23 protein-coding genes are annotated in these 25,322 nt (G+C 44.6%); 11 read left to right on the forward strand and 12 right to left on the reverse strand.

The window, feature by feature from the left end; translation table 11 throughout:
* Window positions 1–141: 141 nt before the first annotated feature.
* From QEP08_RS01435 to QEP08_RS01445, 3 genes are read left to right on the forward strand one after another with little or no spacing between them, the layout of a single operon-like run.
* Window positions 142–1,170, forward strand: coding sequence for a threonine aldolase family protein (locus QEP08_RS01435; RefSeq protein WP_285054913.1), 1,029 nt, complete (start codon window positions 142–144; stop codon window positions 1,168–1,170).
* A gap of 25 nt (window positions 1,171–1,195) precedes the next feature.
* Entirely contained in the window at window positions 1,196–2,689 is a 1,494-nt protein-coding gene (gene accC / locus QEP08_RS01440) for an acetyl-CoA carboxylase biotin carboxylase subunit (RefSeq protein ID WP_285054916.1), read from the forward strand.
* A 2-nt stretch (window positions 2,690–2,691) separates the two neighbouring features.
* Complete coding sequence (locus QEP08_RS01445; protein ID WP_285054919.1) at window positions 2,692–3,276, forward strand: riboflavin synthase; 585 nt, start codon at window positions 2,692–2,694, stop codon at window positions 3,274–3,276.
* Here the strand turns inward: QEP08_RS01445 and QEP08_RS01450 are convergent, their stop codons facing one another.
* Window positions 3,277–4,422 carry a tetratricopeptide repeat protein gene (locus QEP08_RS01450; RefSeq protein ID WP_285054921.1) on the reverse strand — a complete coding sequence of 382 codons (1,146 nt, stop codon included), beginning with the start codon at window positions 4,420–4,422 and terminating at the stop codon, window positions 3,277–3,279. It lies immediately after the preceding gene.
* Between the two features lie 182 nt (window positions 4,423–4,604).
* Here QEP08_RS01450 and QEP08_RS01455 point away from each other — a divergent pair, with 182 nt between their 5' ends.
* Entirely contained in the window at window positions 4,605–4,907 is a 303-nt protein-coding gene (locus tag QEP08_RS01455) for a hypothetical protein (protein WP_285054924.1), read from the forward strand.
* Between the two features lie 12 nt (window positions 4,908–4,919).
* Here the strand turns inward: QEP08_RS01455 and QEP08_RS01460 are convergent, their stop codons facing one another.
* Window positions 4,920–6,698, reverse strand: coding sequence for a sensor histidine kinase (locus QEP08_RS01460; RefSeq protein WP_285054927.1), 1,779 nt, complete (start codon window positions 6,696–6,698; stop codon window positions 4,920–4,922).
* Between the two features lie 212 nt (window positions 6,699–6,910).
* Between QEP08_RS01460 and QEP08_RS01465 the strand changes: the two genes are divergently transcribed.
* The gene (locus QEP08_RS01465) at window positions 6,911–7,498 is read left to right on the forward strand and encodes a porin family protein (RefSeq protein WP_285054929.1); all 588 of its coding nucleotides are present in this window, start codon (window positions 6,911–6,913) and stop codon (window positions 7,496–7,498) included.
* Between the two features lie 110 nt (window positions 7,499–7,608).
* A complete protein-coding gene (locus QEP08_RS01470; protein ID WP_285054931.1) occupies window positions 7,609–7,893 on the forward strand; it encodes a hypothetical protein in 285 nt (94 codons plus the stop codon).
* Here QEP08_RS01470 and QEP08_RS01475 read toward each other — a convergent pair.
* The 3 genes from QEP08_RS01475 to QEP08_RS01485 all read right to left on the reverse strand — a co-directional run bounded on the left by QEP08_RS01475 (window position 7,890) and on the right by QEP08_RS01485 (window position 11,410).
* On the reverse strand, window positions 7,890–8,810 hold the full coding sequence (locus QEP08_RS01475) for a YihY/virulence factor BrkB family protein (protein ID WP_285054934.1): 921 nt from the start codon (window positions 8,808–8,810) through the stop codon (window positions 7,890–7,892). The two genes, QEP08_RS01470 and QEP08_RS01475, sit on opposite strands and share 4 nt — an antisense overlap.
* Window positions 8,811–8,903: 93 nt before the next feature.
* Entirely contained in the window at window positions 8,904–10,034 is a 1,131-nt protein-coding gene (gene hppD, locus QEP08_RS01480; RefSeq protein ID WP_285054937.1) for a 4-hydroxyphenylpyruvate dioxygenase, read from the reverse strand.
* Window positions 10,035–10,249: 215 nt separating this feature from the next.
* Complete coding sequence (locus QEP08_RS01485) at window positions 10,250–11,410, reverse strand: homogentisate 1,2-dioxygenase (protein WP_285054939.1); 1,161 nt, start codon at window positions 11,408–11,410, stop codon at window positions 10,250–10,252.
* A 381-nt stretch (window positions 11,411–11,791) separates the two neighbouring features.
* On the opposite strand from QEP08_RS01485, the gene QEP08_RS01490 reads away from it, so the two are divergent.
* Window positions 11,792–12,787 (forward strand): fumarylacetoacetate hydrolase family protein, encoded by a 996-nt coding sequence (locus QEP08_RS01490; protein ID WP_285054941.1) that lies wholly within the window; start codon window positions 11,792–11,794, stop codon window positions 12,785–12,787.
* Window positions 12,788–13,675, forward strand: a complete 888-nt coding sequence (locus QEP08_RS01495) for a flavin reductase family protein (RefSeq protein WP_285054943.1) — start codon at window positions 12,788–12,790, stop codon at window positions 13,673–13,675.
* Between the two features lie 40 nt (window positions 13,676–13,715).
* On the opposite strand, the gene QEP08_RS01500 is transcribed toward QEP08_RS01495, so the two are convergent.
* The 5 genes from QEP08_RS01500 to QEP08_RS01520 all read right to left on the reverse strand — a co-directional run bounded on the left by QEP08_RS01500 (window position 13,716) and on the right by QEP08_RS01520 (window position 19,456).
* Entirely contained in the window at window positions 13,716–14,258 is a 543-nt protein-coding gene (locus tag QEP08_RS01500) for a C40 family peptidase (protein ID WP_285054944.1), read from the reverse strand.
* 96 nt (window positions 14,259–14,354) lie between these two features.
* A complete protein-coding gene (locus QEP08_RS01505; protein ID WP_285054946.1) occupies window positions 14,355–15,056 on the reverse strand; it encodes an SDR family NAD(P)-dependent oxidoreductase in 702 nt (233 codons plus the stop codon).
* A 102-nt stretch (window positions 15,057–15,158) separates the two neighbouring features.
* Window positions 15,159–16,946, reverse strand: a complete 1,788-nt coding sequence (locus QEP08_RS01510) for an aromatic amino acid hydroxylase (RefSeq protein WP_285054949.1) — start codon at window positions 16,944–16,946, stop codon at window positions 15,159–15,161.
* 88 nt (window positions 16,947–17,034) lie between these two features.
* Entirely contained in the window at window positions 17,035–17,523 is a 489-nt protein-coding gene (locus QEP08_RS01515; RefSeq protein WP_285054952.1) for a GtrA family protein, read from the reverse strand.
* A gap of 4 nt (window positions 17,524–17,527) precedes the next feature.
* Window positions 17,528–19,456 carry an LTA synthase family protein gene (locus QEP08_RS01520; RefSeq protein ID WP_285054955.1) on the reverse strand — a complete coding sequence of 643 codons (1,929 nt, stop codon included), beginning with the start codon at window positions 19,454–19,456 and terminating at the stop codon, window positions 17,528–17,530.
* Between the two features lie 153 nt (window positions 19,457–19,609).
* Here QEP08_RS01520 and QEP08_RS01525 point away from each other — a divergent pair, with 153 nt between their 5' ends.
* On the forward strand, window positions 19,610–20,815 hold the full coding sequence (locus QEP08_RS01525) for a C40 family peptidase (protein ID WP_285054958.1): 1,206 nt from the start codon (window positions 19,610–19,612) through the stop codon (window positions 20,813–20,815).
* Between the two features lie 26 nt (window positions 20,816–20,841).
* Here the strand turns inward: QEP08_RS01525 and QEP08_RS01530 are convergent, their stop codons facing one another.
* A complete protein-coding gene (locus QEP08_RS01530; RefSeq protein WP_285054961.1) occupies window positions 20,842–21,564 on the reverse strand; it encodes a CAP domain-containing protein in 723 nt (240 codons plus the stop codon).
* A gap of 245 nt (window positions 21,565–21,809) precedes the next feature.
* On the opposite strand from QEP08_RS01530, the gene QEP08_RS01535 reads away from it, so the two are divergent.
* The gene (locus QEP08_RS01535) at window positions 21,810–22,448 is read left to right on the forward strand and encodes a DUF6266 family protein (RefSeq protein ID WP_285054963.1); all 639 of its coding nucleotides are present in this window, start codon (window positions 21,810–21,812) and stop codon (window positions 22,446–22,448) included.
* A gap of 149 nt (window positions 22,449–22,597) precedes the next feature.
* Window positions 22,598–23,701 carry a Fic family protein gene (locus QEP08_RS01540; protein ID WP_285054965.1) on the forward strand — a complete coding sequence of 368 codons (1,104 nt, stop codon included), beginning with the start codon at window positions 22,598–22,600 and terminating at the stop codon, window positions 23,699–23,701.
* Between the two features lie 130 nt (window positions 23,702–23,831).
* Here the strand turns inward: QEP08_RS01540 and QEP08_RS01545 are convergent, their stop codons facing one another.
* Window positions 23,832–25,313 (reverse strand): glycine--tRNA ligase, encoded by a 1,482-nt coding sequence (locus QEP08_RS01545; protein ID WP_285054967.1) that lies wholly within the window; start codon window positions 25,311–25,313, stop codon window positions 23,832–23,834.
* Window positions 25,314–25,322 lie beyond the last annotated feature (9 nt).

Consider the following 25,322-nt stretch of genomic DNA (forward strand, 5'->3'; position numbering starts at 1 on the left):
CTAAAATACACTTAGTATTTTAAAATCCAAATTTTAAAATTATCTCTCCTTTGATAACATTTTAACATTAATCTTAAATCCCCCTTTAATTGAAATTAACGTACATTTTCGTAAACTTACTTTGTGAAAAAAGATAAAATTATGGCCATAAAAATTGACTTTAGAAGTGATACGGTAACCAAGCCTACCGCAGAGATGCTTGAGGCAATGATGGGCGCTAAAGTAGGAGACGATGTATTTGGCGAAGATGAGACGGTAAACAGGCTCGAGCATAAGCTGGCTGCGATGTTCAATATGGAAGCTGGTCTGTTTTGCCCGTCCGGGACCATGAGCAACCAGATTGCCATAAAGTGCTTTACTCAGCCTATGGATGAAGTAATCTGCGACCAGACCGCACATGTTTACCGTTATGAAGGCGGCGGCATCGCCTACCATTCTATGGCATCTGTGCGTCTGCTGAATGGCTCCCGGGGAATACTGACCCCCGAACTTATTGAACCCGAAATCAACGAGGCCAACATTCACTATCCCAATTCCAGTCTTGTTGTGCTGGAAAACACGGTGAACAAAGGGGGCGGAGCTTGCTATAGTCTGGCCCAGATCGAACCGATCCATACGCTGTGCAATATAAAAGGACTTAAATTGCATCTGGACGGCGCGCGGATCTTTAACGCCCTAATCAGGACCGGAGATGCTGCAAGAGATTACGGCAAATATTTTGACGGCATCTCTGTCTGTCTGTCAAAGGGTCTGGGTGCACCTGTAGGGTCTGTATTACTTGGATCCGCAGAAACTATAAAGAAAGCAGTTAAGATCAGGAAAGCTTTTGGCGGCGGCATGCGCCAGGCAGGGTTTTTAGCCGCCGCAGGAATTTACGCTTTAGACCATCATGTCGACCGTCTGTCTGTGGACCATACCCATGCACAAGCCCTGGCCGGCGCGTTGAGCAAAGTGAGTTATGTTTCTTCCGTAGTACCTGTTGAGACCAATATCGTGCTTTTTGAAGTGGCCGAAGGATTTAAGGCGGGCAGCGTTGTTCATCAGCTGGCAGAAAAAGGAATAGCCTGCAATGCCACAGGTCGTAAAACGATAAGAATGGTCACACATTTAGATATTTCTGCTGAAATGATAGATATGGCAATTGAAAACATAATACATTTGCATCCGTAGTCCATAAATAAAAAAAAGCCCGGTGATGAAGAAAATTCTTGTAGCAAACAGAGGTGAAATCGCATTACGCATCATGCGGTCTGCCCGGGAAATGGGGATCAAAACTGTTGCTGTTTATTCCGAGGCAGACAGAACAGCCTTGCACGTCAGGTATGCAGATGAGGCCGTTTGTATCGGACCCGCGGCCTCAAATCAATCTTACCTGCTTGGCGAAAAAATAATAGAAGCCTGCAGAACAACCGGAGCAACAGCAATTCATCCCGGGTACGGGTTTTTATCAGAAAATGCCGCCTTTGCCAGAATGGTTAAGGACGCAGGGCTTATTCTGATCGGGCCGACACCCGAAGCCATGGAAGTTATGGGAAATAAACTTTCAGCGAAAGCGGCAGCCTTAAAATACAACATCCCGATGGTCCCCGGTACGGACACAGCGATAACTGATGTCAGCGAAGCAAGAAACAGAGCGATAGCAGTCGGATTTCCAGTTCTGATCAAAGCAGCCGCAGGAGGTGGGGGTAAAGGTATGAGGGTAGTAGAGCAAGTGTCCGATTTTGAAGAACAGATGCAGCTGGCAGTAAGTGAGGCCACTTCTGCATTTGGTGACGGATCTGTTTTTATAGAACGTTATGTTTCTTCACCCCGCCATATCGAAATACAGATCCTGGGCGATACCCATGGAAACATCGTTCACCTGTTTGAACGTGAGTGTTCCATACAACGGCGTCACCAGAAAGTAGTTGAAGAAGCCCCTTCCAGTATCTTAACAGAAGACATCCGTCAAAAGATGGGTAAGTGCGCAGTTGATGTAGCCCGATCGGTCAGTTATACAGGAGCAGGTACAGTAGAATTTATCCTCGATGAAAATCTCGACTTTTTCTTTCTTGAAATGAATACCCGTTTACAGGTCGAGCACCCGGTTACGGAAATGATCACCGGCCTGGACCTCGTCAAGGAACAGATCAGGATTGCCAGGGGAGAAAAACTGGCTTACACACAAGACGACCTGAAAATAAACGGTCATGCGCTGGAGCTGAGGGTATATGCTGAAGATCCCGAAAATAACTTCCTGCCGGATATAGGCATACTTCAAACTTATCGTACCCCCAAAGGTAATGGGGTACGCGTTGACGACGGTTTTGAGCAAGGCATGGAGATCCCGGTATATTACGATCCGATGATCGCCAAACTGATCACCTTTGGCAAGGACAGGCATGAAGCCATAGAAAGAATGATCAGGGCCATCGACGAATATGACATTACCGGTATAAAAACTACCCTTAACTTTGGGAAATTTGTCATGCAGCATGAGGCTTTCAGAACAGGGAAGTTTGACACACACTTTGTGAGTAAATACTTCAATCCCGGCCAGGCGGCAACTGAAACTGAAGAAGAAGCATTGCTGGCGGCGATCGCATCAGTGATCTCACTAAAAAAACAACCGGAAGTTATTTCGGAAAGTCAGCAGACGGCTGGCACAGCCAGCAACTGGAGAAGGAACAGGGTAAAGTTTAATTCATAAAAATGTTTACAGGAATCATAGAAACACTTGGCACGATCACGGAAGCCCGGACAGAAGGAACCAATATTCACTACACCATTCATTCTGAGATCAGCGCGGAATTAAAGATAGATCAGAGCGTGGCCCATAACGGCGTCTGCCTCACTGTAGTTGAGCTGAATGGAGATACCCATACCGTTACAGCGATCGAAGAAACCCTTAGAAAAACAAACCTCTCTGATTTAAAACAAGGCAGCAAAGTTAACCTTGAACGCTGCATGCAAATGAACGGCAGGCTGGATGGCCACATTGTACAGGGCCATGTAGATCAGACAGCAGTTTGTATAAAACGGGCCGAATTCGACGGGAGCTGGGAATACCGCTTTAAGTATGACCGGAGCATTGGAAATGTAACAGTAGAAAAGGGCTCCGTATGCGTAAACGGGATCAGTTTAACGGTTGTCGGCTCTGCTGACGATGAATTCTCGGTATTCATCATACCTTATACATTTGAACATACAAATCTTCAGGAAGTATATGAGGGCGATACAGTAAATATCGAATTTGACATTATCGGCAAATATGTCGCCCGCTTGATCAATAGATAACTATCGTTTTAAATCCTCTATTTTAGTATTGATGAACTTAACAAGCTTCGGCTGTTTGGCCTTATCAATCGTTTTGAGATATTGTTCATAATAGCTGATCGCATTTTTTTTGTCATTTAACTTCGTTTCGTACACCAGGGCAATATTATAGAGCAAGCTGCCGTCATTCTCAAAGTCCAGACCTTTCTTGTAAGCCTTATTTGCGTCTTCATTTTTGCTGAGGTTTTCAAATGAATCACCCAGCAAACCATAATAACTGGCAGCCAGGGGAGATACACCCTCATTAATTGCTTTTTGCAAATAAACTACTGCATTGCTGTAATCCCTTACACCTCTGTAGCTTCTGGCGATATTATAATACAAGGCCTCCCGGTCATTCATGTTTTCCTTGATCAGCAGAAAATATTTAAGCGCGTTTTTGTAATCCAGCGTAAGGTAATAGGCCTTTCCCAGATTATTCAGGACGAAAGTCGAGCTGTCGCCAAAACTCAGGAGTTTTTGCCCTGTTTCAATGGCCTCACTGTACTTCTTTTCAGCGGTATTTATTGGCATACTCATTTTCAGCAACTGCAAATTGGAGGTGTCTGCTTTTAAAGCAGGAGCGATCACCGCAGCGGCCCTGTCCATATAATTCATCTTAAAATAGAGCTCTGCCAGATCAAATGCCACTTCAGCATCTTCGGGGTTCAGATCACTTGCTTTGCGCAGGTACTCTATCCTGTTGATATCCAGATCCGCCTTAGTCAGTTTCGACAATTGCTTGTAAGTAATATAGTTCGTACTGTCTGCCTTAAGTGCCTGCAGGTAATATTTTTTCGCTTGTGAATTATTTCCCCTCCTGATATTAATATCTGCCAGACTGTATAATACAGGTATGCTCGCGGAATCCTTTGCATACAGCTGCAGATAGTTTTTTTCAGCTTCCGGAAGTTTTCCGGCCATTAAAAATGCGTAGCCGAGTTCGGAAAGCTCTTTTGGGTTTTCAGTATCTTCCTTGTATATCCCTTTCAGGTAATCTGATGCTTCTGCATACTGCTGAGCCTGGTAATAATCGAGTAATTTTCCTTTGTCAAATTTCAACGAGTCCTGGCTCCAAACGGTTTCAGCCACAGTAATCAACATCAAAAATAGGAGTGTCTTTTTCATAAATTCTTCGGTATAGAACAACTAAGTTATTAGTTATCCGTCAGATATACAAATTTGAACTTTTCAATACAAGCAATTTCATAGCCAAAACAACCCGTCCGGGTTAATTTTTTAAAACATATCCATAGGTTGGTTCGTTGAATAGGTATAAAACTGAATGTTAATCTTAATTAAAATATAATATGGATACCTTAAAGAAGTTTGAATTGATGCAGAAGATAGTTAGGGAACTTGAAGATTTACAGCACTCCCAGCAGGCCATTATTCAAAAGATTGGAAAAATTGAAGTAGACAACATTGAACTCGGTGATCAAAGACTGGAAAAAGACCTGCCTGATATGCACCAGCGGGTCTCAGATAATCTTGATGCCATAGGCAGCATACTTGAATATTTTGCCGGCAAGACTGAAAATTTCGGAAATAAAAATAATGTTGATGCGCTAAAAGAACAGCAAGCCATTAATCAGGCCACCGGAAACAGCTAATTTAAAAAACAATCAAAGGCTCAGGCTTCTATCGTCTACCGGAAGATAGGCCGAAAAGCTTGAGCCTTTTCCGATTTCGCTTTCCGCGACTAATTTCCCGTCGTTCTTCTCCGCAAACTCTTTACAGACCATCAGGCCAAGCCCCGTACCCTTTTCATTCATGGTGCCGCGGGTAGACTTGTTTTCTCCCAGGAATAATTTATCCAGTGTTTCTTTAGACATACCCACGCCATTGTCTTTTATGCAAAGCCGGATCATGTGTTCGCCGGAATAAACGGCAGTAATGTGAATGGTGCAATTTACATGGCAGAACTTGATGGCATTGTTCAAAAGATTCCTGATAATGATCTGAACCATCAGCACGTCAGCATAAACCATTTCCCCTGGAAAGACATCCTGTATGATTTCGATATTCTTTGCTCTGGCAGCCGGCAGATGATGGTCTACCTCATTTACGATCAGCCCCTTGAGGTCAAAGAATTCCTTGTTGACTCCATAACCTTTTAACTGGCTTCTGGACCAGTGCAGAATGTTTTCAAGCAGATCAGTGGTGTATACAATGTCTTTGTTCAGATTCGGGGAAAGGGTTTTAAATTCTTCGCTGCTGATCTGATCCTCAGAGATCATTTTAAGAACCTCAGATAAATTTACCAGAGGTGCCCTTAAGTCATGGGCAATCACGGAAAATATCCGGTCTTTAAGCTGGTTGAGCTTCTGCAGTTCTTCAGCCTGTATTTTTGATTTTAACGACTCAGCACGGAGTATAGTTAAGTCCTGCAGTTTGATGATAATGGCCTCATTGTTCAGCTGATTGTCATCCAGGTATCCAATGTCAGCTTCCAGATCAAACAAACCCTTGTCCGTTTCCATTTTCAGTTCTAGCTTTCCTGCGCGGTGCGCCTTTAAGAATTCAAGCAATTCTGTTTGTCCGGGAATAAGCACTTCCAGCGGAGTACCTATAATTTTATTCTTGCTATTTGCCGGCAAATATTTGCTGAAGGTTTTATTGTAATCAATAATGCGGTGCTTGTTGTCTAATACCAGGAAACCATCCTGCATCAGGTCGAGGACCTTTTCCCGGGCCACCGGCAGAATGTCGAAAAGTTTAAAGCGATAGATCGCCAGCGAGATCAGGAATATGGTGGCAATAAAAGAAAATGGAGTAAGGTCAAGGTTCTTCACCGGCCTGAAGCCGGCGATATAACTGAGATTGGTGATCCATGGGATCATTGCCGCTATGATGACACTATAATTCTGACGTTTATATATCGGATCCGCCTTTCGGAACTTAACGATCAGCAGGTAGCTGCCGGTGGCCAGGAGTATATAGAAATAAACCGTGAACAGGATGTAAGAAATACCAGGCTCTACAGTTACTGTTGGAAAATCACCAGTCAGGTCCAGATAGTAATTTTTATAGTGAAGGTGGTGAAAATGATTGGTCCATACCAGCAAAACAGTAACAACCGGAACAGCGATCAGCAGAAAAAGTACGGACCTGTTCTTATACCAGCCTTCCTTACCTGATAATTTCAGACAGAACAGGAACCAGGTAAGGGGCAATGCAGTGATGCCCAGATACTCAATATTTATGAAAGCCTTAGCCTGTCTGAGCGTGATGCTGGCCAGTTCAAATCCATATGCAAGTGACCAGATGGCATTGGCAAGCATCATGATACCAAAGAACTGAACGGCTTTCCCCTCCTTTCTATAGACGTAATGAGATAGAAATAATGTAACTGACCCGCAAAAAATTAGAATGAGGGAATAAAAATTAAAAGTAAAGTCCATTAAAAAGGTATCCTAAATATAATTTGAAGGAGTACTATTTTAACAATAAGGGTGATTATCGCACTTTTACGATAAAACTACGTATTTTAGTTCCAAATTAAAAATATTCTTATTTTTACCCTTAACTATTAAATAACACACCAAGTATGATGTACTGAAACTATCCCATTTATTGATTGTTTGAGTATTATAAAAAACAAAACCATAAAAACATGAAAAAAATATTCTTAGCAGTGCTGTTCGCGGGTTTCAATCTTGCAGCCTTCAGCCAGGTACTCCCAAGCTTTCAGTTAGGTGTTAAAGCAGGAACAAACCTATCTAAACTGAGCACTGAAAACACTTTTAGCAGTGACAACCGCGCAGGTTATTACGCCGGCTTATGGGCCCGCATAGGAGCAGCAGGCATTCATCTGCAGCCAGAGCTCTATCTGAGCGGCAAGAACACGACTTTAAAAGCAGAAAACGGTGAAGAAAACAAAGTAAAATTTACCAGTCTGGACGTTCCAATATTAGTAGGCACCAAAATAGGCGCTGCCGGGATCGGCCTTCGTTTAAACACAGGCCCAGTGGTTTCTTTTATCCTGGATGATGAGCAATCCTTTGGAGACGCAGCAAGTGAAGCGTTTAAGGGGAACTTCAAAGGCCAGAACATTGCATGGCAGTTTGGCGCGGGACTGGACATCAAAAATCTCGGTGTAGACCTCCGGTACGAAGCAGGCCTTTCTAAGATAGGTAAAGACGGCTATGACGACACCAAACTCGGTCTGTTTACACTTGGACTTGCTTATAGATTGTTCTAAAAAACATCAGTTAAACATAATTTTGTAAAAGAGGTAAACTTTAAGGGTTTACCTCTTTTTTTGGCTTTAAAATTGATATTGCTTTCATTCCTAACCTAATGAATACTACTATGAATATCAAAGAATTATTGCTAAACGGGCAGAGCTTTTCTGATCTGCTAAAACAGTTCTCAATTGATGCCAGCGACGTGAAAATACAAGACGAAGATGTGATCCTGAATGATCAGAATTTAGAACACCGGGAGATTGTAAAAGAAAGTATTTGTATCGAGGGCAGGAACAAAGAAGGCGGGATTATCAATTTCTTTGGTACCTTACATTACAACTTGTTCAATAAGCTTGCTGTGTTTGAAATGCAGGGTTTTGAGCGGGTGTCTAAGCCGGTAGCTTGTTAGGAACCCTTTAAAATCTCTTTTATTTCATAATTGAACGCCCCTTTAATTGGTCGTATAGGTGTTTCCCGGTCGTCACTCAATACTTTTACGTAACATGCCCCGAAATAGAATATGAAAGAAGAGTAGAATACAAAAAGCATGATCAGGACGATAGAACCGGAAGTGCCATAGATATTTCCTATGCCGCTTAGAGGGAGCAGGATCCTCAATATATACTTTCCAAAAGTAAACAGGACGGCAGTGAGCAGGCCACCCCTAAGCGCTGCTTTCCATGTTGGCCGGCCATTGGTCAGGAAACGGAACAACACCGTAAACCAGATCATAACAATGGCAATAAAGACCATTTGATTGAGTACATATAAGAACAGCCGGCCAAATGTAGGAGAAGCCGTATTGATGTATTCGCCAATGTAAGCCTGGATACTGTCTGTTAAAAAGCCCAGCAGGAACAAGACACCCGCGAGCAGGATGATCACCATAGACCTGCCCCTAAGTTTCAGTTTAAACAAAAATCCCGACTGCGCTTTATTTGCTATAGACCAGATCTGGTCCATAGAATTTTTGATTACATTAAATAAGGTGGTCGCTACAAATAAAAAAAATATGAAGCTCAGTAAGGTTGCATACCATTTATGATCTATCCCTCTTATATTTCTCAGGGTCTGTCTGATCTGCAGCGTACTGCTGTCGTCCAGGATACTTGCCAGACGTTCAAATAAACGCGAAGCAAGTATCTTCCGGTCCATAAAAAAACCAAATAATCTGATGAGGATCAGTAAAATAGGAGGCAATGCAAAATTTGTAAAAAAAGCAGTGGCACCTGCCAGCCTTAAAGGATCGTTCTTGCTAAAGAGCTTGAATGCCAGCCTGAGCCGCATAAAAAATAATGATGTCCTCTTGATCAGGTTAAATTCCATGCCCCCTCATTAATGCCTTGAAGCCCGAAAATAATAAAAAAAGCGGACATCCATATTATGAATGCCCGCTCCGTTTTTAAATGAATAAGAGGTTTATAAATTTCCCCTTAGCTCTTGCTCGCGCTCCAGCGCCTCAAACAATGCCTTAAAGTTGCCCGCACCAAATGACTGGGCACCTTTTCGCTGTATAATTTCAAAAAATAAAGTAGGACGGTCCTCCACAGGTTTCGTAAATATCTGGAGCAGGTAACCTTCCTCATCACAATCTACCAGGATGCCCAGTTCTTTCAACTGTGCGATCTCCTCGTCAATATCCCCGACACGCTCCGGCATCATATTGTAATAGGCTTCAGGGGGTGCGCTTAAAAACTCAACCCCCCGGGCTTTTAATTGCCTCACGGTAGCCAAAATATCCTTGGTTGCTACCGCAATGTGCTGCACCCCCTCACCTTCATAATATTCCAGATACTCTTCGATCTGTGATTTCTTTTGTCCCTCGGCAGGCTCGTTGATCGGAAACTTGGAATAACCGTTTCCATTGCTCATTACCTTGCTCATCAGGGCACTGTATTCCGTATTGATCTGTTTGTCGTCAAATGAAAGGATGTTCACAAAGCCCATCACCTCTTCATACCATTTTACCGTCTCGTTCATCCTGTTCCAGCCCACATTACCCACGCAATGATCGATGTAAAGCAGGCCGGCATCCGCGGGGTTATAATCACTGTTCCATTCCCTGTAACCCGGCAGAAAAGCCCCTTTATAGTTCTTCCGCTCCACAAAAAGGTGTACCGTTTCACCATAAGTATAAATCCCTGATAAGCGTACCTCCCCATGTTCGTCTGACTGGGTCACAGGCTCCAGATAAGGTTTTGCACCACGTTTGACCGTTTCCTCAAAAGCGCTGTAAGCATCATCGACCCACAGTGACAAGATCTTTACCCCGTCACCATGTTTGCGGACATGCCCGGCAATGGCACTATCCGATTTCAGTGCTGTTGTAAACACCAGCCTGATCTTTCCCTGCTGCAGTACATAAGAAGCCCTGTCCCGCAATCCCGTTTCCGGACCGGCATAAGCCAGCGACTGAAAACCAAAAGCAGTTTTATAATAATGCGCCGCCTGTTTCGCATTTCCAACATAAAACTCAATATGGTCTGTCCCGTTTATCGGGAGAAAATCCGGAGCCTCAGCTATCTTTTCTGCAAATGTTTGTGTTGACATTTTAGTTTTTTTTATGAATAATAAATCAGTTTTTCAGTTTTTGTATATCTCACTACAATCATTCCTTAATTTTTCTACTCCCTGCTTTCCCCTTAAAATTCTGTACGCTGAACTGACATGTGAAATCCTCCTTCAGGATTTCGAGTCAGTGAGGCGTATTGAATTTTAACCTCCTCCTTCAGGATTTCGAGTCAGTGAAGCGTATTGAATTTTAACTAGCCCCCCTGCCAGCTCTTGTAGTACCCCTCATCCTCAATCGCCACCGCGTCCTCTGTAAGCATCAGCGGCCGGAAGGGATCAATCATTACCGCAAGCTCATCAGTGCTTTCTTTCCCAATGGATTTCTCTACCGTACCCGGATGCGGCCCATGGGGAATACCCCCCGGATGAAGAGTGATCTGCCCTTTTACCACACTTTTCCTGCTCATGAAATCACCATCCACGTAATACAGCACTTCATCGCTGTCCACATTACTGTGGTTGTACGGCGCAGGAACAGATAAAGGATGGTAATCATATTTGCGCGGCACAAAAGAGCAGATTACAAAATTATGCCCTTCAAAGGTCTGATGTACAGGCGGCGGCTGGTGCAAACGGCCAGTGATCGGCTCAAAATCATGAATAGAAAAAGCATAAGGATAATGAAAACCGTCCCAGCCCACGAAATCAAAAGGATGTGTGCCATATATATAAGGATACATCAGTCCCTGCTTTTTGATCAGCACTTTAAAATCCCCAAACTCATCAATGGTTTCCAGGTCTGAAGGCCTTCTGATATCGCGTTCACAATAGGGCGAATGCTCCATCAGTTGTCCGTACTCATTCCGGTAACGCTTGGGCGTGCGGATCGGACTAAAACTCTCAACAATGAAAAGGCGGTTCTGTTCATCGTCAAACACCATCTGATAGATCGTGCCCCGGGGCACAACCAAATAGTCCCCGTAACCGAAACGGATCTGCCCAAATCCGGTTTTCAATGTACCTGTCCCTTCGTGAACAAAGATCACCTCATCTGCCTGGCTGTTCTTATAAAAATAATCCGTCATCGATTTGCGGGGCGCAGCCAGTGAAATGTGCAGGTCATTGTTGACCAGTACTGGCTTCCTGCTCTGCAGGTAATCATCTTCAGGTTTGATGTTAAAACCAATCAGGCTGGTATGCTTCAGGTGTTTCTCCCTGGCGATCTTTGGCGCTACCGAATACGGTTCACCCAGCGATTTTACAATAGTAGGCGGATGACAATGGTAAACAAGCGAATATAAACTCGAAAACCCTTCGGTAGATACCAGTTCCTCAGCATAAAGCTGTCCATCCGGTTTTCTGAAAACGGTATGCCGTTTAGCAGGTACAGTTCCTAATGTATGATATACAGGCATAACATAAGTTTAATATGGTGAATTTGATTAAATAATAACGTTTAAACGTTCAAAACGTTTTTAATGAGCGGTTGTTAAGCGCATTTAGAGTACAGCAGGCAAGTGTGTATCTAATCAGGAAATCTTAAAGGGAATATTGGGCAAAAATGAGCTTGGACAGCATGGCATATCTAAACGAGGCCAGCACTTGTCTGGCTATTTGATCCTGAGCGATGTAATTGCTTTTTACCATTATTTTTATTGCGTCAGCTAAATTAAGTATTTAATCGCGTAAACAACAAACTCTAAACCATTTATCTCATCAGAATTTATTTTAGTATCAGGTTTGCTGTATTTTTATATAGCTTTGGACAACAACTTCAAACATCATAAACTAACGATATGAAACTGGTATCCTATAAAACAGAAGACAGAGAACACCTGGGTGTTTTTGTAAACGGACACATTTATAACCTGAATTCCTGCGATAAACAGCTCCCTGATCAAATGAATGGTTTTTTGGAAGGCGGGGAAGTATTGATGGAACGCGCAAAAAAGATTGATGCACAAATTAAATCAGGTGCGATCGAACCCAAACAGGAAGCCTTTTTCGAATTGCTTGCCCCGGTACCTCATCCCGCTTCGTGCAGGGACGGTTATGCTTTTCGTCAGCATGTAGCAGCGGCACGCAAAAACCGCAGGGTAGAGATGATCCCTGAATTTGACAAATATCCCATCTTTTATTTTACCAACCACAATGCCATACAGGGCCCCGGCGAAATCGAATGCATGCCGGATCATTTTCAGAAGCTTGATTTTGAACTTGAAGTAGCAGTCGTGATCGGAAAAAAAGGGCGGAACATCACCGCCGCAGAAGCCGACAGTTACATTGCAGGTTATATGATCATGAACGACATGAGCGCCAGGACACTTCAGCTGGAAGAGATGCTGCTGAACCTCGGCCCTGCAAAAGGGAAGGATTTTTCTACGGTAACCGGTCCCTGGCTGGTCACCCCTGACGAACTGGAGCCCTATAAAATCGACCCAAAGCCCGGTCATACCGGCAATTCCTACGACCTGAAAATGACCTGCACTGTCAATGGGATACAGGTATCCCGGGGCAATATGGCCGATATGGACTGGACCTTTGCAGAAATTATCGAACGCTGCGCTTACGGCACTGACATTCTGCCCGGCGATGTCATTGGTTCAGGTACCGTAGGCACAGGTTGTTTCCTTGAGCTTAATGGTACCGGCCTGCTCAGCGATCCTGATTTTAAACCGCAATGGCTGCAGGACGGGGATGTAGTAGAAATGGAAATTACGGGGCTGGGTCATTTGAGCAATACGATCAAAGCTGTAGATACTGATTTTTCAATCCTGGCCCTGAAAAAATAAATGCTGACCCTCGACACCTCAGAACTTTCCCCTGCGCAACTGCAGAATTACATGCAATATGCCATTGCGCCCAGGCCCATTTGTTTTGCCTCTACCATAGATGCAGCCGGCAACATCAACCTGAGTCCCTTTAGTTTTTTTAACATGTTCAGCACCAACCCGCCACTGTGCGTCTTTTCACCGGCAAGGCGTGTGCGCGACAACACCACAAAGCATACCCTGGAAAATGTATTGGAAGTGAAAGAATGTGTCATCAACATTGTCAACTATGCGATGGTACAGCAAACCAGCCTGGCCAGTACAGAATATGCAAAAGGCACCAATGAATTTGAAAAGGCAGGATTTACCATGCTGCCGGCTCAACTGGTCAGACCTCCCCGCGTAGCGGAGGCACCCGTACAGATGGAATGTACCGTAAAAGAAGTTATCCATCTTGGTGACAATCCTGGCGCAGGCAACCTCATCCTTGCTGAAGTCAAACTGATCCACATTAAGGAGGAAATATTGGATACAGAAGGTAAAATAGACCAGGCGAAAATAGATCTCGTGGCCCGGCTCGGTGGCGACTGGTATTGCCGGGTGACCCCTGAAAGCTTATTTAAAGTAACCAAACCCCTGACTACACTTGGGTTGGGGGTTGATGCACTGCCAAAAGCGGTTCGCAATTCAAAAGTACTGACCGGTAATGATCTGGGTATGCTCGGCAATATAGAACAATTCCCTTCGGATGAGGAGATAGACGCCGCGTACACATGGCCGCAGGTAAAAGAAATACTGGACGCTACTATAGGGGATTCAGGGAACCGCGAGCGTGAGTTTCATGAACTGGCCAGACAATTACTGAATGAAGGAAAAGTAAATGAAGCACTGAAGGTTTTGTTACTGTAACCGGCCGGCCCGCCGGGAGAAAACGCGGCAACAAAGCGATCTAAAAAATGCTGATCACCTTTAAAAAGCGTTTTTTATAAAAGCCCTCGTTTAGACTGGTAATGGTTACCCCCCTGGCACTGCCGGAAGAAGAATGTATAAATTTAATCTCATCACCATCTATTGAATAAACAATACCTACATGTCCCGGCCTGCGTGACCTGCTGTTTGTCCCGGTAAACAGGATGACATCTCCGATCTTGGCATCTTCCAGCTTTACCGCGTCGCCGCTTGCTGCAAAGTCCCTTGAAGAGCGGGGTACCTTAAAACCAAAATTGCTGAACACATAATTAACAAAACCGGAACAGTCAAAGCCCCTGCTTGGGCTGCTGGAAGCCGCCCGGTACCTGATACCGATCATCGATTTCGCAAATTCAATGATCTTGCTGGTTGATGTGGCTTCCTGATCTTTTAGGGGCGGGCTGACCAGTTGTTTGGAAAGCTTGTCCACCATTTCCTGGTATTCTGCCGGAATAGTGGTCTGCGATTTTGCCGCAAACGTACCAACCAATAAAACAGTAAACAGGACAATGGTTTTTCTCATCAATAGGATCTTATTTAATTGCAGTTATGTGCAAGCCCACAATGCTAAAGGTATTAAAATTATTTTTAACCCTAAGAAATGTTGATAAAATGGCGGTTATGGTGTTGTTACGGCCACAGGGAGGGTTTTTCCGTTGAAAAACTTGTGCCCTGTTCTCGCAAAATCAGCAATGTACTTGCCCATTTCAAATGCCATGACCGGCGATTCATAGCCCGGAAATGCCTGTTCCAGCATCTCCGTCTGCGCCGATCCCAGCGCCAGGCAGTTTACTTTTATGCCGGTATCAGCCAGCTCATAGGCCAGGCACTCCGTCAGTGTATGCAGCGCAGATTTAGAAGAAGAATACGCAGAAAGTCCGGGAAATTTAACACTGCCCTGAAAACCGCCCATACTGCCGATATTTACAATATGGCCGCCTGTGCCCATTAAAGGCAGGATATTTTGGATCATATTAAAATGCCCTATTACATTACTCTCAAACATCTGGTACATATCAGCGGCAGAAGTTTCCAGAAAGGGCTTGTTGATCAAAGCTCCGGCATTGTTGATCAGGATATCTACATTGCCCAGGTGTTCTTTCAAAAAGGGAACAAGAGCAGCATAGTCGTCATTTACAATGTCAAATTCGACGGGAAATAAAATACAGTCCGGATTAATTCCCCTGGCGATCTCCAGGAGCTTGCGCAGCTTGTCTGCTGATCTGGCAATGCAGACCACTTTGTTTTCCTTGCTGAGTGTAAATTCTAATGCAGCTTCAAAGCCAATTCCACTGCTGGCACCTGTTAGTATTATGTTCATTTCCTGTTTTATTGTTTTCGTCATTGCGAGGTACGAAGCAATCTCATCATAAAGGAGATTGCTTCGTACCTCGCAATGACGGGATGTATATCAAAATCTGTTCTAATCTTCTTCTGTAATCAGCTGCAAAACCGGGTTTTCAATAACGTGCAATCCGTCATTAATTAATTTCGTATGTTCAGGCTCAGCTGAGGATTTCAGTTCCAGGTACACACGGATCTCTTTTTCCAGTTCAGGATACAGCCCTCTATGGTGCAGGATCTCCAATATCTCGAGAGCAGAAAGCCAGTCGTCGCGGTGGTTTTTTTTCAGGGCATCAAAAAGTGCCGGCAATTCTTCAAATCCAAGCTCTTTTTCTCTTATTGACCTTACCTGTTTATAGATCTGGTGCAGTTTAGCCGTTTTCTCATCGTATACAATTTTATGCGTCTGCTTGTCGCTCACATGGGTGGGCTCCTCGTAAGCATCCTTGTCGGCTGCGCCGTTAAATACCGAAACGATCTTTTGGCCGACAGCCATATCATATACCCCCCAGTCCGGCTGAAATAAAATGTTGCCATTGCTTTCCTTAACCGTGCAATCTTCCAGTGTGATCATAAAGGTCCGGCCATCCTTATGCTGATGAATGATGGTCACCAGGCCCTTTACAGTAATGCCGCTCTCAAATTCCAGAACGGCAATATGGTTTGGCCTGATTCCACAATTTATCAGCATAAGGATGTCCATATCCTCAATCGCCCTGTCAATCCCCTTAAGTTTGCCGACCGGCGATGAAAAACCGTCCTTATGGTAAAATTTACCATGTCCTTCCAGCTGCCTGCCTTCATAAGCCAAAGCTGAAGGCCCTGAAGTCCTCAGAAAAGTAAGCTCATCCTGCTGGTCCAGACCCATGTCTGTAAATATACCCGTGACCTGCAGGCCTGAACTGTAAACAGCCGTTGCAGGGTTTTTGCATTCAATCGCCTTCACAATACCTTCCGAACCGCCGCGTCTGAAAGCCATGGTATCTGCAAAAGCCTCCAAAACATCAATCAGGTTCTGGAAGGTCTCTGTTACAAAGAGCTGAGGCTGCGGCTTGGTGATGTCGTAGGCATAATTGACAGTATCCATATTGTACCACAATTTTTCTACTTCAGGTTTCATACAGGAGGAACTCTCGCCAATGGAAGAGAGCAGGCCCGCCCCGTAGATCTTTGGATTTTCCAGCGTGCCGATCAGGCCATATTCTACTGTCCACCAGTGCAGTCGGCCCAGCAAGGCCATTTCAGAAGGCTCACCCATGTTTTCGGAAATCAGTTCCAGTTGTTTCTCTGCCCGGGCAATTTCCTGCGCCGGTGCGTCCGGTGCTTCCTTTAAGATAGACAAGTGGCGGATGGCTTCATAAAGCTCAAAATCTTTGGATGAAAACATCGCTTTGGCGCCTATAGAGCCAAAATAACTCAGGTAATTGTTGTAATCTGTATCAGCAATGATCGGCGCATGGCCCGCCGATTCATGAATGATATCCGGAGCTGGTGTGTACTCAATGTGATTGATCTGGCGGATATCAGCCGCAATGACCAGCACCCGGTAGGCCTGGTACTCCATAAAGGCCGCAGGAGGAATAAATCCGTCTACCGTAACCGCACCCCAGCCTATTTTGCCCAGGTTGTCGTTCATGGTCTGCAGATCCGGAATGTGTTCGATACTCAGACCCGCACGCTGCAAGCCTTTAATGTAAGGATAATAAGCAACGTGTTTTAAATAACTATAGTTCTGCCGCATCACATAACGCCATACTGCCTGATCTACAGGAGTATACCTTTCATAACGCTGCTCTACAATAAACTGTTGCAGGTGCCTTGGCAGTTTGGCTACCTGTGGATTGTTAAAGTCATTAAAATCGTTCATCGCCTGATCAAATTGAAAACGCGGCTAAGTTAAGCCTAACGTCAAAGGATAACAAATAAAAGCGGCTTGTTTACCCCAAAACAGGAAATTAAACTTTTTTTACCCTGAAAGTGAAGTATTTTTGCAGAAAATAGCTCATTAAAGACAACACAACAGTAATAATTGCCTGTGAAATGGAAGGGTAGAAATGCAGGCCCTCCACCAGGTACTTGATCATGCCGTAGTTGATCATAAAATTTAACAGGAACACCACAGCATACCGAAAGATCTGAATCCTGCCCTTCAAATTGGACTCTGTGAAGATCAGGTATTTATTGAGCACGAACCCAACCAGGAAAGTACAGGCCGTACTGATGACCAGTGCAGCTACGTGCGCAGTAATCATTTTCGGCAGAAAAGGAAACTCAACATAAATGTTCTTCTGATGCAGGATCCAGTTGTAAGCAATATAATAAGAAACAATCGCTGAGGACGCAGTTGTGCCGCCTGAAGCAAGATACCTGAAAGTATGTAAAGATAACCAGCGCGAAAAAGGAGGATAGAAGAAGTCAATGATTCTCAATAAGGCTTTGCGCATCCTTTTATTTTGCAGTTAAAGTATTGTTTATCATTCTGTTGTTGTATTGCTGCTCAAAAGCCTTCAGAAATTTCCCCATTTTATCAGCTACTAACGGTTCTTTTTGCAATATGTTGTTATGGGTCAGCCGGTCTGTCTTTAAATTATAGAGTGCGGTATTTTCCTTTCCGTCATTGGTCAGCATATAATCTCCCTGGTAAAAGCTGAAATTTCCGTCGTTGTTGTTCACCACAAAGTTATCATTACCTTTTGCAAAAGCATCAAAACCCAATGCGAAATATGGTTTGTCATAATGTAAATAATTTAAGACAGTAGGCATGATATCGATCTGCTGCACCAGCTTGTCCGTCTTTCCTTTTAGGTCCCCGCCAGGGTAATAGAAGAGAATAGGTATCGAAAAATAACCGGGAGTGGTCTGGTATTCCGGAAAATAAGAAACAGTCGCATGGTCTGCACAGAGCACAAAAAGGGTGTTTTTAAACCAGGGCATGCCGGAAGCTGTCCTGAAAAAGTTCCGGAGGGCCATATCTGTATAACCGATCACTTCCTGTACCGGGAGCGGTCCTTTAGGAAACTTACCTTTATATTCATCGGGCAGCCTGAACGGATGGTGCGAAGACAAAGAAAAGAAACTGGAAAAGAAAGGCTGTTTTAAGGTATTCATGGTCTGTGCCATGTACTGCATAAACGGATCGTCCCAGATCCCCCAGGTACCATCAGAATCCCCCGTTTTCTTATATTCATTTTGCCCGAAGTAATGTTTGATGCCGGCAAGGTGCGTATAAGAAGAAAAACCCATGGAACCGTTGGGTGCTCCGTGAAAGAAAGCAGTTTCGTATCCTTCATCGCCCAGTAGTTTGGCAATGCTGGTGGTTCTATTGCCCGAGTAAATAGACAATACAAAAGGCTCCCGGATAGAGGGAATGCCGGTGATGACCGAAGGAATGGCGTCAATGGACTTGCGGCCATTGGCATAAGTATGGGTAAAGGTGTAGCTCTGCGCTACCAGTGAATCGATAAAAGGCGTATAACCCTTGTACTTGCCGCCCGCCAGATCTTTGTTGAGACTGCCCACGTGTTCCTTCCCAAGACTTTCAATGATCAGAAAAACCACATTGAGTTTTTTGAAATGACCGGTATCTGCCGGCAGGTGCACGGGGTTGTAAATCGAAGCCAGGGTTTTTTCATCATAAAAATCCAAATGCTTGAGCTTAGAGGCTTTGAGTGTCCTGAAGATGCTAAAAGGTGTGTTCAGTACCAGGCTCATCTGGTCAGGCGTGTCCACATACTCGCCGGCATTGCTCAGTGTAATGGGCCGGGTACCAAAGCCCCAGCCACCCCTGATGCCAGTGAGGCAGGCGACAGCGATAGCCAGCATTAAAACCGTCTGAAAAAGGTAGGCAGGCCAGCCAAAACGCTGGGCCTTTTTAACTTTGACCACATCATAAGCCTTGATCAGCAGCCACACAAGCAAGGCAAAAAGCAGGAGCAGGTACCAGTAATCTGCCAAAAAATCCCCCGTCAGCTTGAGCTTGTTCTGCTCATTTTTGAACTGGCTGTATACGGTAGCGGTGGTGCGTTTTAAAGTATACTTATAATAAGCAAAATCAGCCAGATTGGCCGCAATGCCGATGCTGTTGGTGACGATAAAGAGCCACTTGCAAAATTTCTGGTAAGTTTCCCCGTACTTGAAGGGGGCGGGGAGCACATGGAGCAGAATGAATACGGAATTGATGTAAAGCAGGGCGGAAACGTCAAATTTTACACCGCCATAAAGGATCCGCAGGTATTTTACAAAAGAAATGTGCTGAAAAAGGCCTGAATTAAACAGATAAAAACCGACCCTGCAGAAAGTATAGATGACCAGTATGATCAGGAAACGGTATGCCAGTGAAATATATAGATTTAACGCCGTACTTGCTGTTGTTTTCAATTTGCCCGAAATTATGGGCGCAAATTTAAGTAATGGTAACGATGTGTTAATATTAAATTAACACAAATGACTCATCTAAAGGTAAATTAATTGTTATTTTTCAAAGCAAGCCCGGCAGATAGCTATCTTAGTCATTCAAAACGATAAAAATAAATGAACAGGATTTTTTTGGCTTTATGGATGTGCGGTATGCTGGCGGCAGTTACTGCTGATGGGCAAACTGATACCACTGTTTACAAGAACCTGGCTGCGGAAATACAGCAGAAACATGCACCCGACAAGCGTTCTGTTTTTTTCAGGACAATTATAAAATCAGATTCCCTGATTGTAGAGAGTACCTCTGAAGCAGCATTAAAGGAGTATGTTCAGTCGGCCAAAACACTTAAAGGGTTAAAAGTGGTTCAAAATCTGCTGCCCGACAGTTCACTGGGCGCGCAGACTTATGGGATTGCCAATCTGTCCGTCACCAATAATAGAAGCAACCCGCGCAACTCCGCAGAGATGGTCACCCAGCTCGTCCTCGGCACCCCTGTGCGGGTACTGAAAAAGGAAGGGCCGTTTTACCTGGTGCGCAGCCCCGATGGTTATTTGTCCTATACAGACAGGCAGGCAATCGCGCTCATGGACCTGGCGCATTTTAAAAGATGGCAGACTGCGGAGAAGGTGATATTTACAGCCGACGCAGGCCATGCTTATAGTGAAAGTTCTGTGAAATCTTCCAGGGTATCTGATCTGGTGGCCGGAAATATACTGGAAGTAAAAACAAAACAGGGTAAATTTTACCAGGTTGTGTTTCCTGACGGCCGGCCCGGGTATATTGAGAAAGACCAATTGCAGCCTTATAAAGAGTGGATTGGCAAACCTGATCCGAAAGCAGATGACATTTTAACCACAGCCAAAACCATGATCGGGGTACCTTACCTCTGGGGCGGTACTTCGGTGAAAGGAGTGGACTGCAGCGGCTTTACCAAGACCAGCTACTTTTTAAACGGCATTATCATCCCGAGAGACGCTTCCCAGCAAGTCCTGGCAGGGACGGCAGTAGACATTATGGACAATGATAAGCTCAGTACCGAAAAATGCCTGAAAAACCTGCAGCCCGGAGATTTGCTGTTCTTTTCAGCTTCAAAGAGAAGAGGGATTAGCGGCGGACGGGTCACTCACACAGCCATTTACATGGGCAAGGGGGAATTCATCCAGTCGGCCGGTATGGTGATGATCAGCAGCCTGCTTCCCGGGGCCGCAAATTATGACCGTTCACAAGTGCCTACTATAGTCGGTGCCAGGCGTTTTTTAAACAATATCGGAAAGCCGGAAATTACAAGGATCGACAAACATCAATGGTATAACGGCGACTAGCAGGCTATCAGCTTAGGGGCAGGCATTTATTTGGGCAGGGCGACAAAATCCATTACCGCGCAGTATTTGTAACCCTTGTGCGGCTGTATGCTTACGCCCACAAAATTGAGCTCATAAGAAGTATCGAGTATCAGCTTTCTGTGCCCAAGATTAGAGACACCCTTGTCCAGTATCAGCATACAGGCATTGCCAAGGCCTGTCGCAAAGCCAAATGACAGGTTTTCGCCCATCGCCCGTCTTGGATACATCTGGCTGATCCTGTCCCTGACGGAGCGGCCGTCGCGCGACTGGTGTTCTGCATAGTTGTACCTGTTCATGTCCTTTGCGTGTTGCCTGGCCACCCAGCTCAGGGCCTCATCGGGCCAGAATACAGGCAAATCTCTGATGTCCTTCAAATCCTTTTCAAGACTTTTATAATATTTATCTGTCCTGCTGATCTTTAGTGAATTGTAATTGGCATACTGGGCCATTCGTTTGTTATGCGCATCAACATAATCCTGGAAAAAAGTATTGAAGAATTTCTCTCCGTTCATCCGGATCAGGTTGGTATACATGATGAAGTCACGCTCTTCGGGTGTAAGGTATTTTTTATCACCGGCTGTATTGGCCAGTGTCAGTTCTTCTTTGGACCAGCTTTCACGGTTTGATAGCGCAGCATAATTTTTATCGCTGGCCGGGGTGCTGCTGCTGATCGCCGAAGACAAAAAAGAGAAAATGGAAACTGCAATACTGATCAAAAAATGCTTCATGTTTATGGGCATACAAAAGCCAGGCCAGAGCACAATGGTTAAGGTAGGGCGGTATTACTGTTCAGAACTAACAATATTTGAACAGGGTAGTAACAGGGTCTTAACAGGGTGATAACAGGGTCGTTGATATAATTATTATCTTATTATGATATACTAATCATCTATTTTATGTATTTTTATGCTGCAATCATCAGGCCCGAAAGGTAAAAGGAAAGAAGCAGGGGGTTAGCATTAAATATAAAAAAATGGCAAGAATAAAGAATGGGATTTTAGGCGCGTTTAGCGGAAAGGCAGGAGCCGTAGTGGGCTATATGATTGGCGATGAAGCATACATGCGTGGCTTGCCGCGTAAAAAAACATATACGGATGCGGAGCGGCTGAACCAGAAAAAATTTAAACTCGTACAGGATTACCTGGAAGATTTAAAAGACCTGCTAAAGGTTGGTTTTAAAAACTATTATACCAAAACAGGTGGATTCAGGGCTGCTGTGGCCTATACGCGTAAGGTTGCCCTGGTATCTGATGATGCGGGCTTTTATATCGATCCTGCTTTGTTCAGGATCAGTGGGGGTGACCTGCCGGTTGCGGTCGATCCGTCGGTTACGCTTGTCGAGCCGCTCCAAATGCGTATCGACTGGAATGCGGCTGAATTGCCGTATGAGATCAAATCAGATCAGCTGATGCTGCTGATTTATGATCCGGTTGCCTATAAGAGTAAGTCGCTGATATTCGACGGCCCTTTTCGCAGAGAAGGGACACTAACTGTTGAATTGCCCGCTTACTTTAAAGGAACAGAACTGGATGTTTATATTGGTTTTGTGGCAGCTGACAGGAGCAGGCAGTCGGATAGTCAGTATTTGGGGCGGGTCAGTGTGCCGGGATAAAGAGAGAATAGTTTACAGATTGCGTAGTAACAGTGGTATGTTTTGAATAACCCTGCCGAAATCAGCAATCAACTAGCTGAACTGATTAAATTTACTAATCGGCTCATTTTTTGCTTATATTTGAGCCGATTAGTAAATTTAATCGGCTCATGAAATACAACTGGGAACTTCCGGACTGGCCAAACTTTAGTTATAACCTTAAAAAAATTGAGGGTATGTTGTATGCTTTTGCTTTGGAAACAGGTGAAGTCAGCGGAATACTAAAGGCGCTTCCTGATGATGTGCAGCAGGAAGCTTTGCTGCAAACCATGATTTCGGAAGCGATCAAAACCTCTGAAATAGAAGGAGAGTTTTTGAGCAGGCAGGATGTCATGTCGTCCATAAAAAATAATCTTGGTCTGACTGCCGTTCCGGAGATCGTGCATGATCAAAAAGCTGCCGGAATTGGAAAGCTGATGGTCGATGTCAGAGGTTCATTTAAAGAAGAACTCACTATAAAAAAACTATGGGAATGGCATAAATTACTGTTGGGTGCCGTTAAGGGCATTAACACAGGGAAATGGCGTGCAGGTGATGAGCCTATGCAGGTCATATCAGGGAGTATTGGCTCTGAGAAAATCCACTTTCAGGCACCTCCTTCTGCAGTGGTTCCGCAGGAGATGAAACATTTTATAGACTGGTTCAATGCAACAGGTCCCGATGGTAGCCTGGAGATCAGCAGTGCCCCTGTCAGGGCGGCTATTGCCCATTTGTATTTTGAATCTATCCATCCTTTTGAAGACGGGAACGGACGTGTCGGAAGGGCTATAGCAGAAAAAGCATTGTCGCAGACCCTGGGCAGGCCAGTCATGCTGAGTCTCTCCAAGAGCATCGAGGCCAATAAAAGCAATTATTATAAAGCGCTGGAAATGGCACAGCTTAATAATGAAATTTCTGAATGGCTGGAGTATTTTGTATTTACAGCACTGACAGCCCAGCGTGAAGCTAAGTCCCTTGTAAATTTTACACTAATAAAAACTAAGTTTTTCGATAAGCATATCGGGCGGTTAAATGAGCGACAGCTGAAAGCAGTGAATAAAATGCTGGATGCGGGTTTTGACGGGTTTAAAGGTGGGATGACGGCTAAGAAGTACATCTCTATTACCCGGGCATCTAAAGCGACCGCAACCCGTGATCTGCAGGAACTGACCGAGTTGGGTTTGCTGCTGGCGACCGGGGCGGGGCGTAGCGTATCTTATGATCTGAATTTGTAACCCGTCAAAAGCGATAAAATATCAAAGAGAAAATAAATGAGCCGATTAGGGTAGCTAATCGGCTCATCGTTAAAATATATTGCTGTTTGCTGTTTTGCAATTCAGCTGATCTGATCTCTTGCAATTCAGCTTACCTCAACAAGTTTTTCCAGCTTACTTTATTGCCGATGATGTCAAACAGGTCCTTGATCTCTATACGCTGCTGCTCCATGGTGTCGCGGTGACGGATGGTAACCGTATCGTCTTCTAAAGTCTGATGATCGATGGTCAGGCAGAATGGTGTGCCTATGGCATCCTGACGGCGGTAGCGTTTGCCGATGGCATCTTTCTCTTCATAAATACAGTTGAAGTCCAGCTTTAAGCTGTTCATGATCTCTCTTGCTTTTTCCGGCAGGCCGTCTTTTTTGGTCAGCGGGAAAATGGCTACTTTAACAGGGGCCAGGCAAGGGTGCAGGCGCAGTAAAGTTCTGCTGTCCTGTTTGTCTTCAGTGCTCAGGTCTTCTTCTTCAAAAGCATTGATCAAAGTCAGTAAGAACATCCGGTCCAGGCCGATAGAGGTCTCGATCACATACGGGATGTAATTGCCATATGGCTTGCCTTCTTCGTTCAGATCGTTATCAAAATACTGCATTTTCTTACCGGAATATTCCTGGTGCTGCGAAAGATCAAAGTCTGTACGGCTGTGGATACCTTCTACTTCTTTAAATCCAAATGGAAATTCAAATTCGATATCAGTAGCCGCGTTTGCATAGTGAGCCAGTTTTACATGGTCATGGTAACGGTATTTTTCTGCCGGCGTGCCCAGTGCTTTGTGCCATTTTAAACGGGCTTCTTTCCAGTAAGCAAACCATTTCTGGTCTTCTCCCGGACGTACAAAAAATTGCATCTCCATTTGCTCAAACTCGCGCATACGCATGATGAACTGTCGGGCGATCACTTCATTTCTGAAGGCCTTGCCGATCTGTGCAATACCAAATGGGATCTTCATCCTTCCTGATTTCTGCACATTGAGGAAGTTGACGAAAATGCCCTGTGCGGTTTCAGGTCTCAGGTAGACTTCTTCAGAACCTTCAGCCATGGCGCCAAACTGGGTGCTGAACATCAGGTTGAACTGGCGTACTTCCGTCCAGTTTTTGGTGCCGCTAACCGGGCAGGCGATGTCATTTTCTTCAATCAGCGTTTTCAGCAGCTGCAGGTTTTCAGCTTTGAGGGCGTCATCCATGTCGGCCTGCAGTTTTGCTGCTTTATCTGTTTTGCCGTCTTTTTCATAACGGGCTATTTTATCTTCTAATAACTGATCGGCACGGTAGCGTTTTTTCGAATCCTTGTTGTCGATCATCGGATCGTTGAAGCCGTCTACGTGGCCGCTGGCTTTCCATACTTTCGGATGCATAAATATGGCGGAATCGATGCCTACAATGTTTTCATGCATTTGTACCATGGCCTTCCACCAGTAGGTTTTGATGTTGTTTTTTAGTTCGGCACCCAACTGCCCGTAATCGTATACAGCGCTGAGTCCATCATATATTTCGCTGCTCTGAAATACAAAACCATATTCCTTAGCATGTGATATTACATTCTTAAATTGCTCGTCGTTAGTGTTTTTTGCCATAGTGATGCA

It is taken from the genome of Pedobacter ginsengisoli, from assembly GCF_030244015.1.
In the GTDB taxonomy this organism is placed as follows: Bacteria; Bacteroidota; Bacteroidia; order Sphingobacteriales; family Sphingobacteriaceae; genus Pedobacter; species Pedobacter ginsengisoli.

Excerpts from the sequence above, each read along its gene's own strand:
- QEP08_RS01435 (WP_285054913.1), top strand. The coding sequence starts at position 142 with ATGGCCATAAAAATTGACTTTAGAAGTGATACGGTAACCAAGCCTACC.
- accC (WP_285054916.1), top strand. The coding sequence starts at position 1,196 with ATGAAGAAAATTCTTGTAGCAAACAGAGGTGAAATCGCATTACGCATC.
- QEP08_RS01445 (WP_285054919.1), top strand. The coding sequence starts at position 2,692 with ATGTTTACAGGAATCATAGAAACACTTGGCACGATCACGGAAGCCCGG.
- QEP08_RS01450 (WP_285054921.1), bottom strand. The coding sequence starts at position 4,422 with ATGAAAAAGACACTCCTATTTTTGATGTTGATTACTGTGGCTGAAACC.
- QEP08_RS01455 (WP_285054924.1), top strand. The coding sequence starts at position 4,605 with ATGGATACCTTAAAGAAGTTTGAATTGATGCAGAAGATAGTTAGGGAA.
- QEP08_RS01460 (WP_285054927.1), bottom strand. The coding sequence starts at position 6,698 with ATGGACTTTACTTTTAATTTTTATTCCCTCATTCTAATTTTTTGCGGG.
- QEP08_RS01465 (WP_285054929.1), top strand. The coding sequence starts at position 6,911 with ATGAAAAAAATATTCTTAGCAGTGCTGTTCGCGGGTTTCAATCTTGCA.
- QEP08_RS01470 (WP_285054931.1), top strand. The coding sequence starts at position 7,609 with ATGAATATCAAAGAATTATTGCTAAACGGGCAGAGCTTTTCTGATCTG.
- QEP08_RS01475 (WP_285054934.1), bottom strand. The coding sequence starts at position 8,810 with ATGGAATTTAACCTGATCAAGAGGACATCATTATTTTTTATGCGGCTC.
- hppD (WP_285054937.1), bottom strand. The coding sequence starts at position 10,034 with ATGTCAACACAAACATTTGCAGAAAAGATAGCTGAGGCTCCGGATTTT.
- QEP08_RS01485 (WP_285054939.1), bottom strand. The coding sequence starts at position 11,410 with ATGCCTGTATATCATACATTAGGAACTGTACCTGCTAAACGGCATACC.
- QEP08_RS01490 (WP_285054941.1), top strand. The coding sequence starts at position 11,792 with ATGAAACTGGTATCCTATAAAACAGAAGACAGAGAACACCTGGGTGTT.
- QEP08_RS01495 (WP_285054943.1), top strand. The coding sequence starts at position 12,788 with ATGCTGACCCTCGACACCTCAGAACTTTCCCCTGCGCAACTGCAGAAT.
- QEP08_RS01500 (WP_285054944.1), bottom strand. The coding sequence starts at position 14,258 with ATGAGAAAAACCATTGTCCTGTTTACTGTTTTATTGGTTGGTACGTTT.
- QEP08_RS01505 (WP_285054946.1), bottom strand. The coding sequence starts at position 15,056 with ATGAACATAATACTAACAGGTGCCAGCAGTGGAATTGGCTTTGAAGCT.
- QEP08_RS01510 (WP_285054949.1), bottom strand. The coding sequence starts at position 16,946 with ATGAACGATTTTAATGACTTTAACAATCCACAGGTAGCCAAACTGCCA.
- QEP08_RS01515 (WP_285054952.1), bottom strand. The coding sequence starts at position 17,523 with ATGCGCAAAGCCTTATTGAGAATCATTGACTTCTTCTATCCTCCTTTT.
- QEP08_RS01525 (WP_285054958.1), top strand. The coding sequence starts at position 19,610 with ATGAACAGGATTTTTTTGGCTTTATGGATGTGCGGTATGCTGGCGGCA.
- QEP08_RS01530 (WP_285054961.1), bottom strand. The coding sequence starts at position 21,564 with ATGAAGCATTTTTTGATCAGTATTGCAGTTTCCATTTTCTCTTTTTTG.
- QEP08_RS01535 (WP_285054963.1), top strand. The coding sequence starts at position 21,810 with ATGGCAAGAATAAAGAATGGGATTTTAGGCGCGTTTAGCGGAAAGGCA.
- QEP08_RS01540 (WP_285054965.1), top strand. The coding sequence starts at position 22,598 with ATGAAATACAACTGGGAACTTCCGGACTGGCCAAACTTTAGTTATAAC.
- QEP08_RS01545 (WP_285054967.1), bottom strand. The coding sequence starts at position 25,313 with ATGGCAAAAAACACTAACGACGAGCAATTTAAGAATGTAATATCACAT.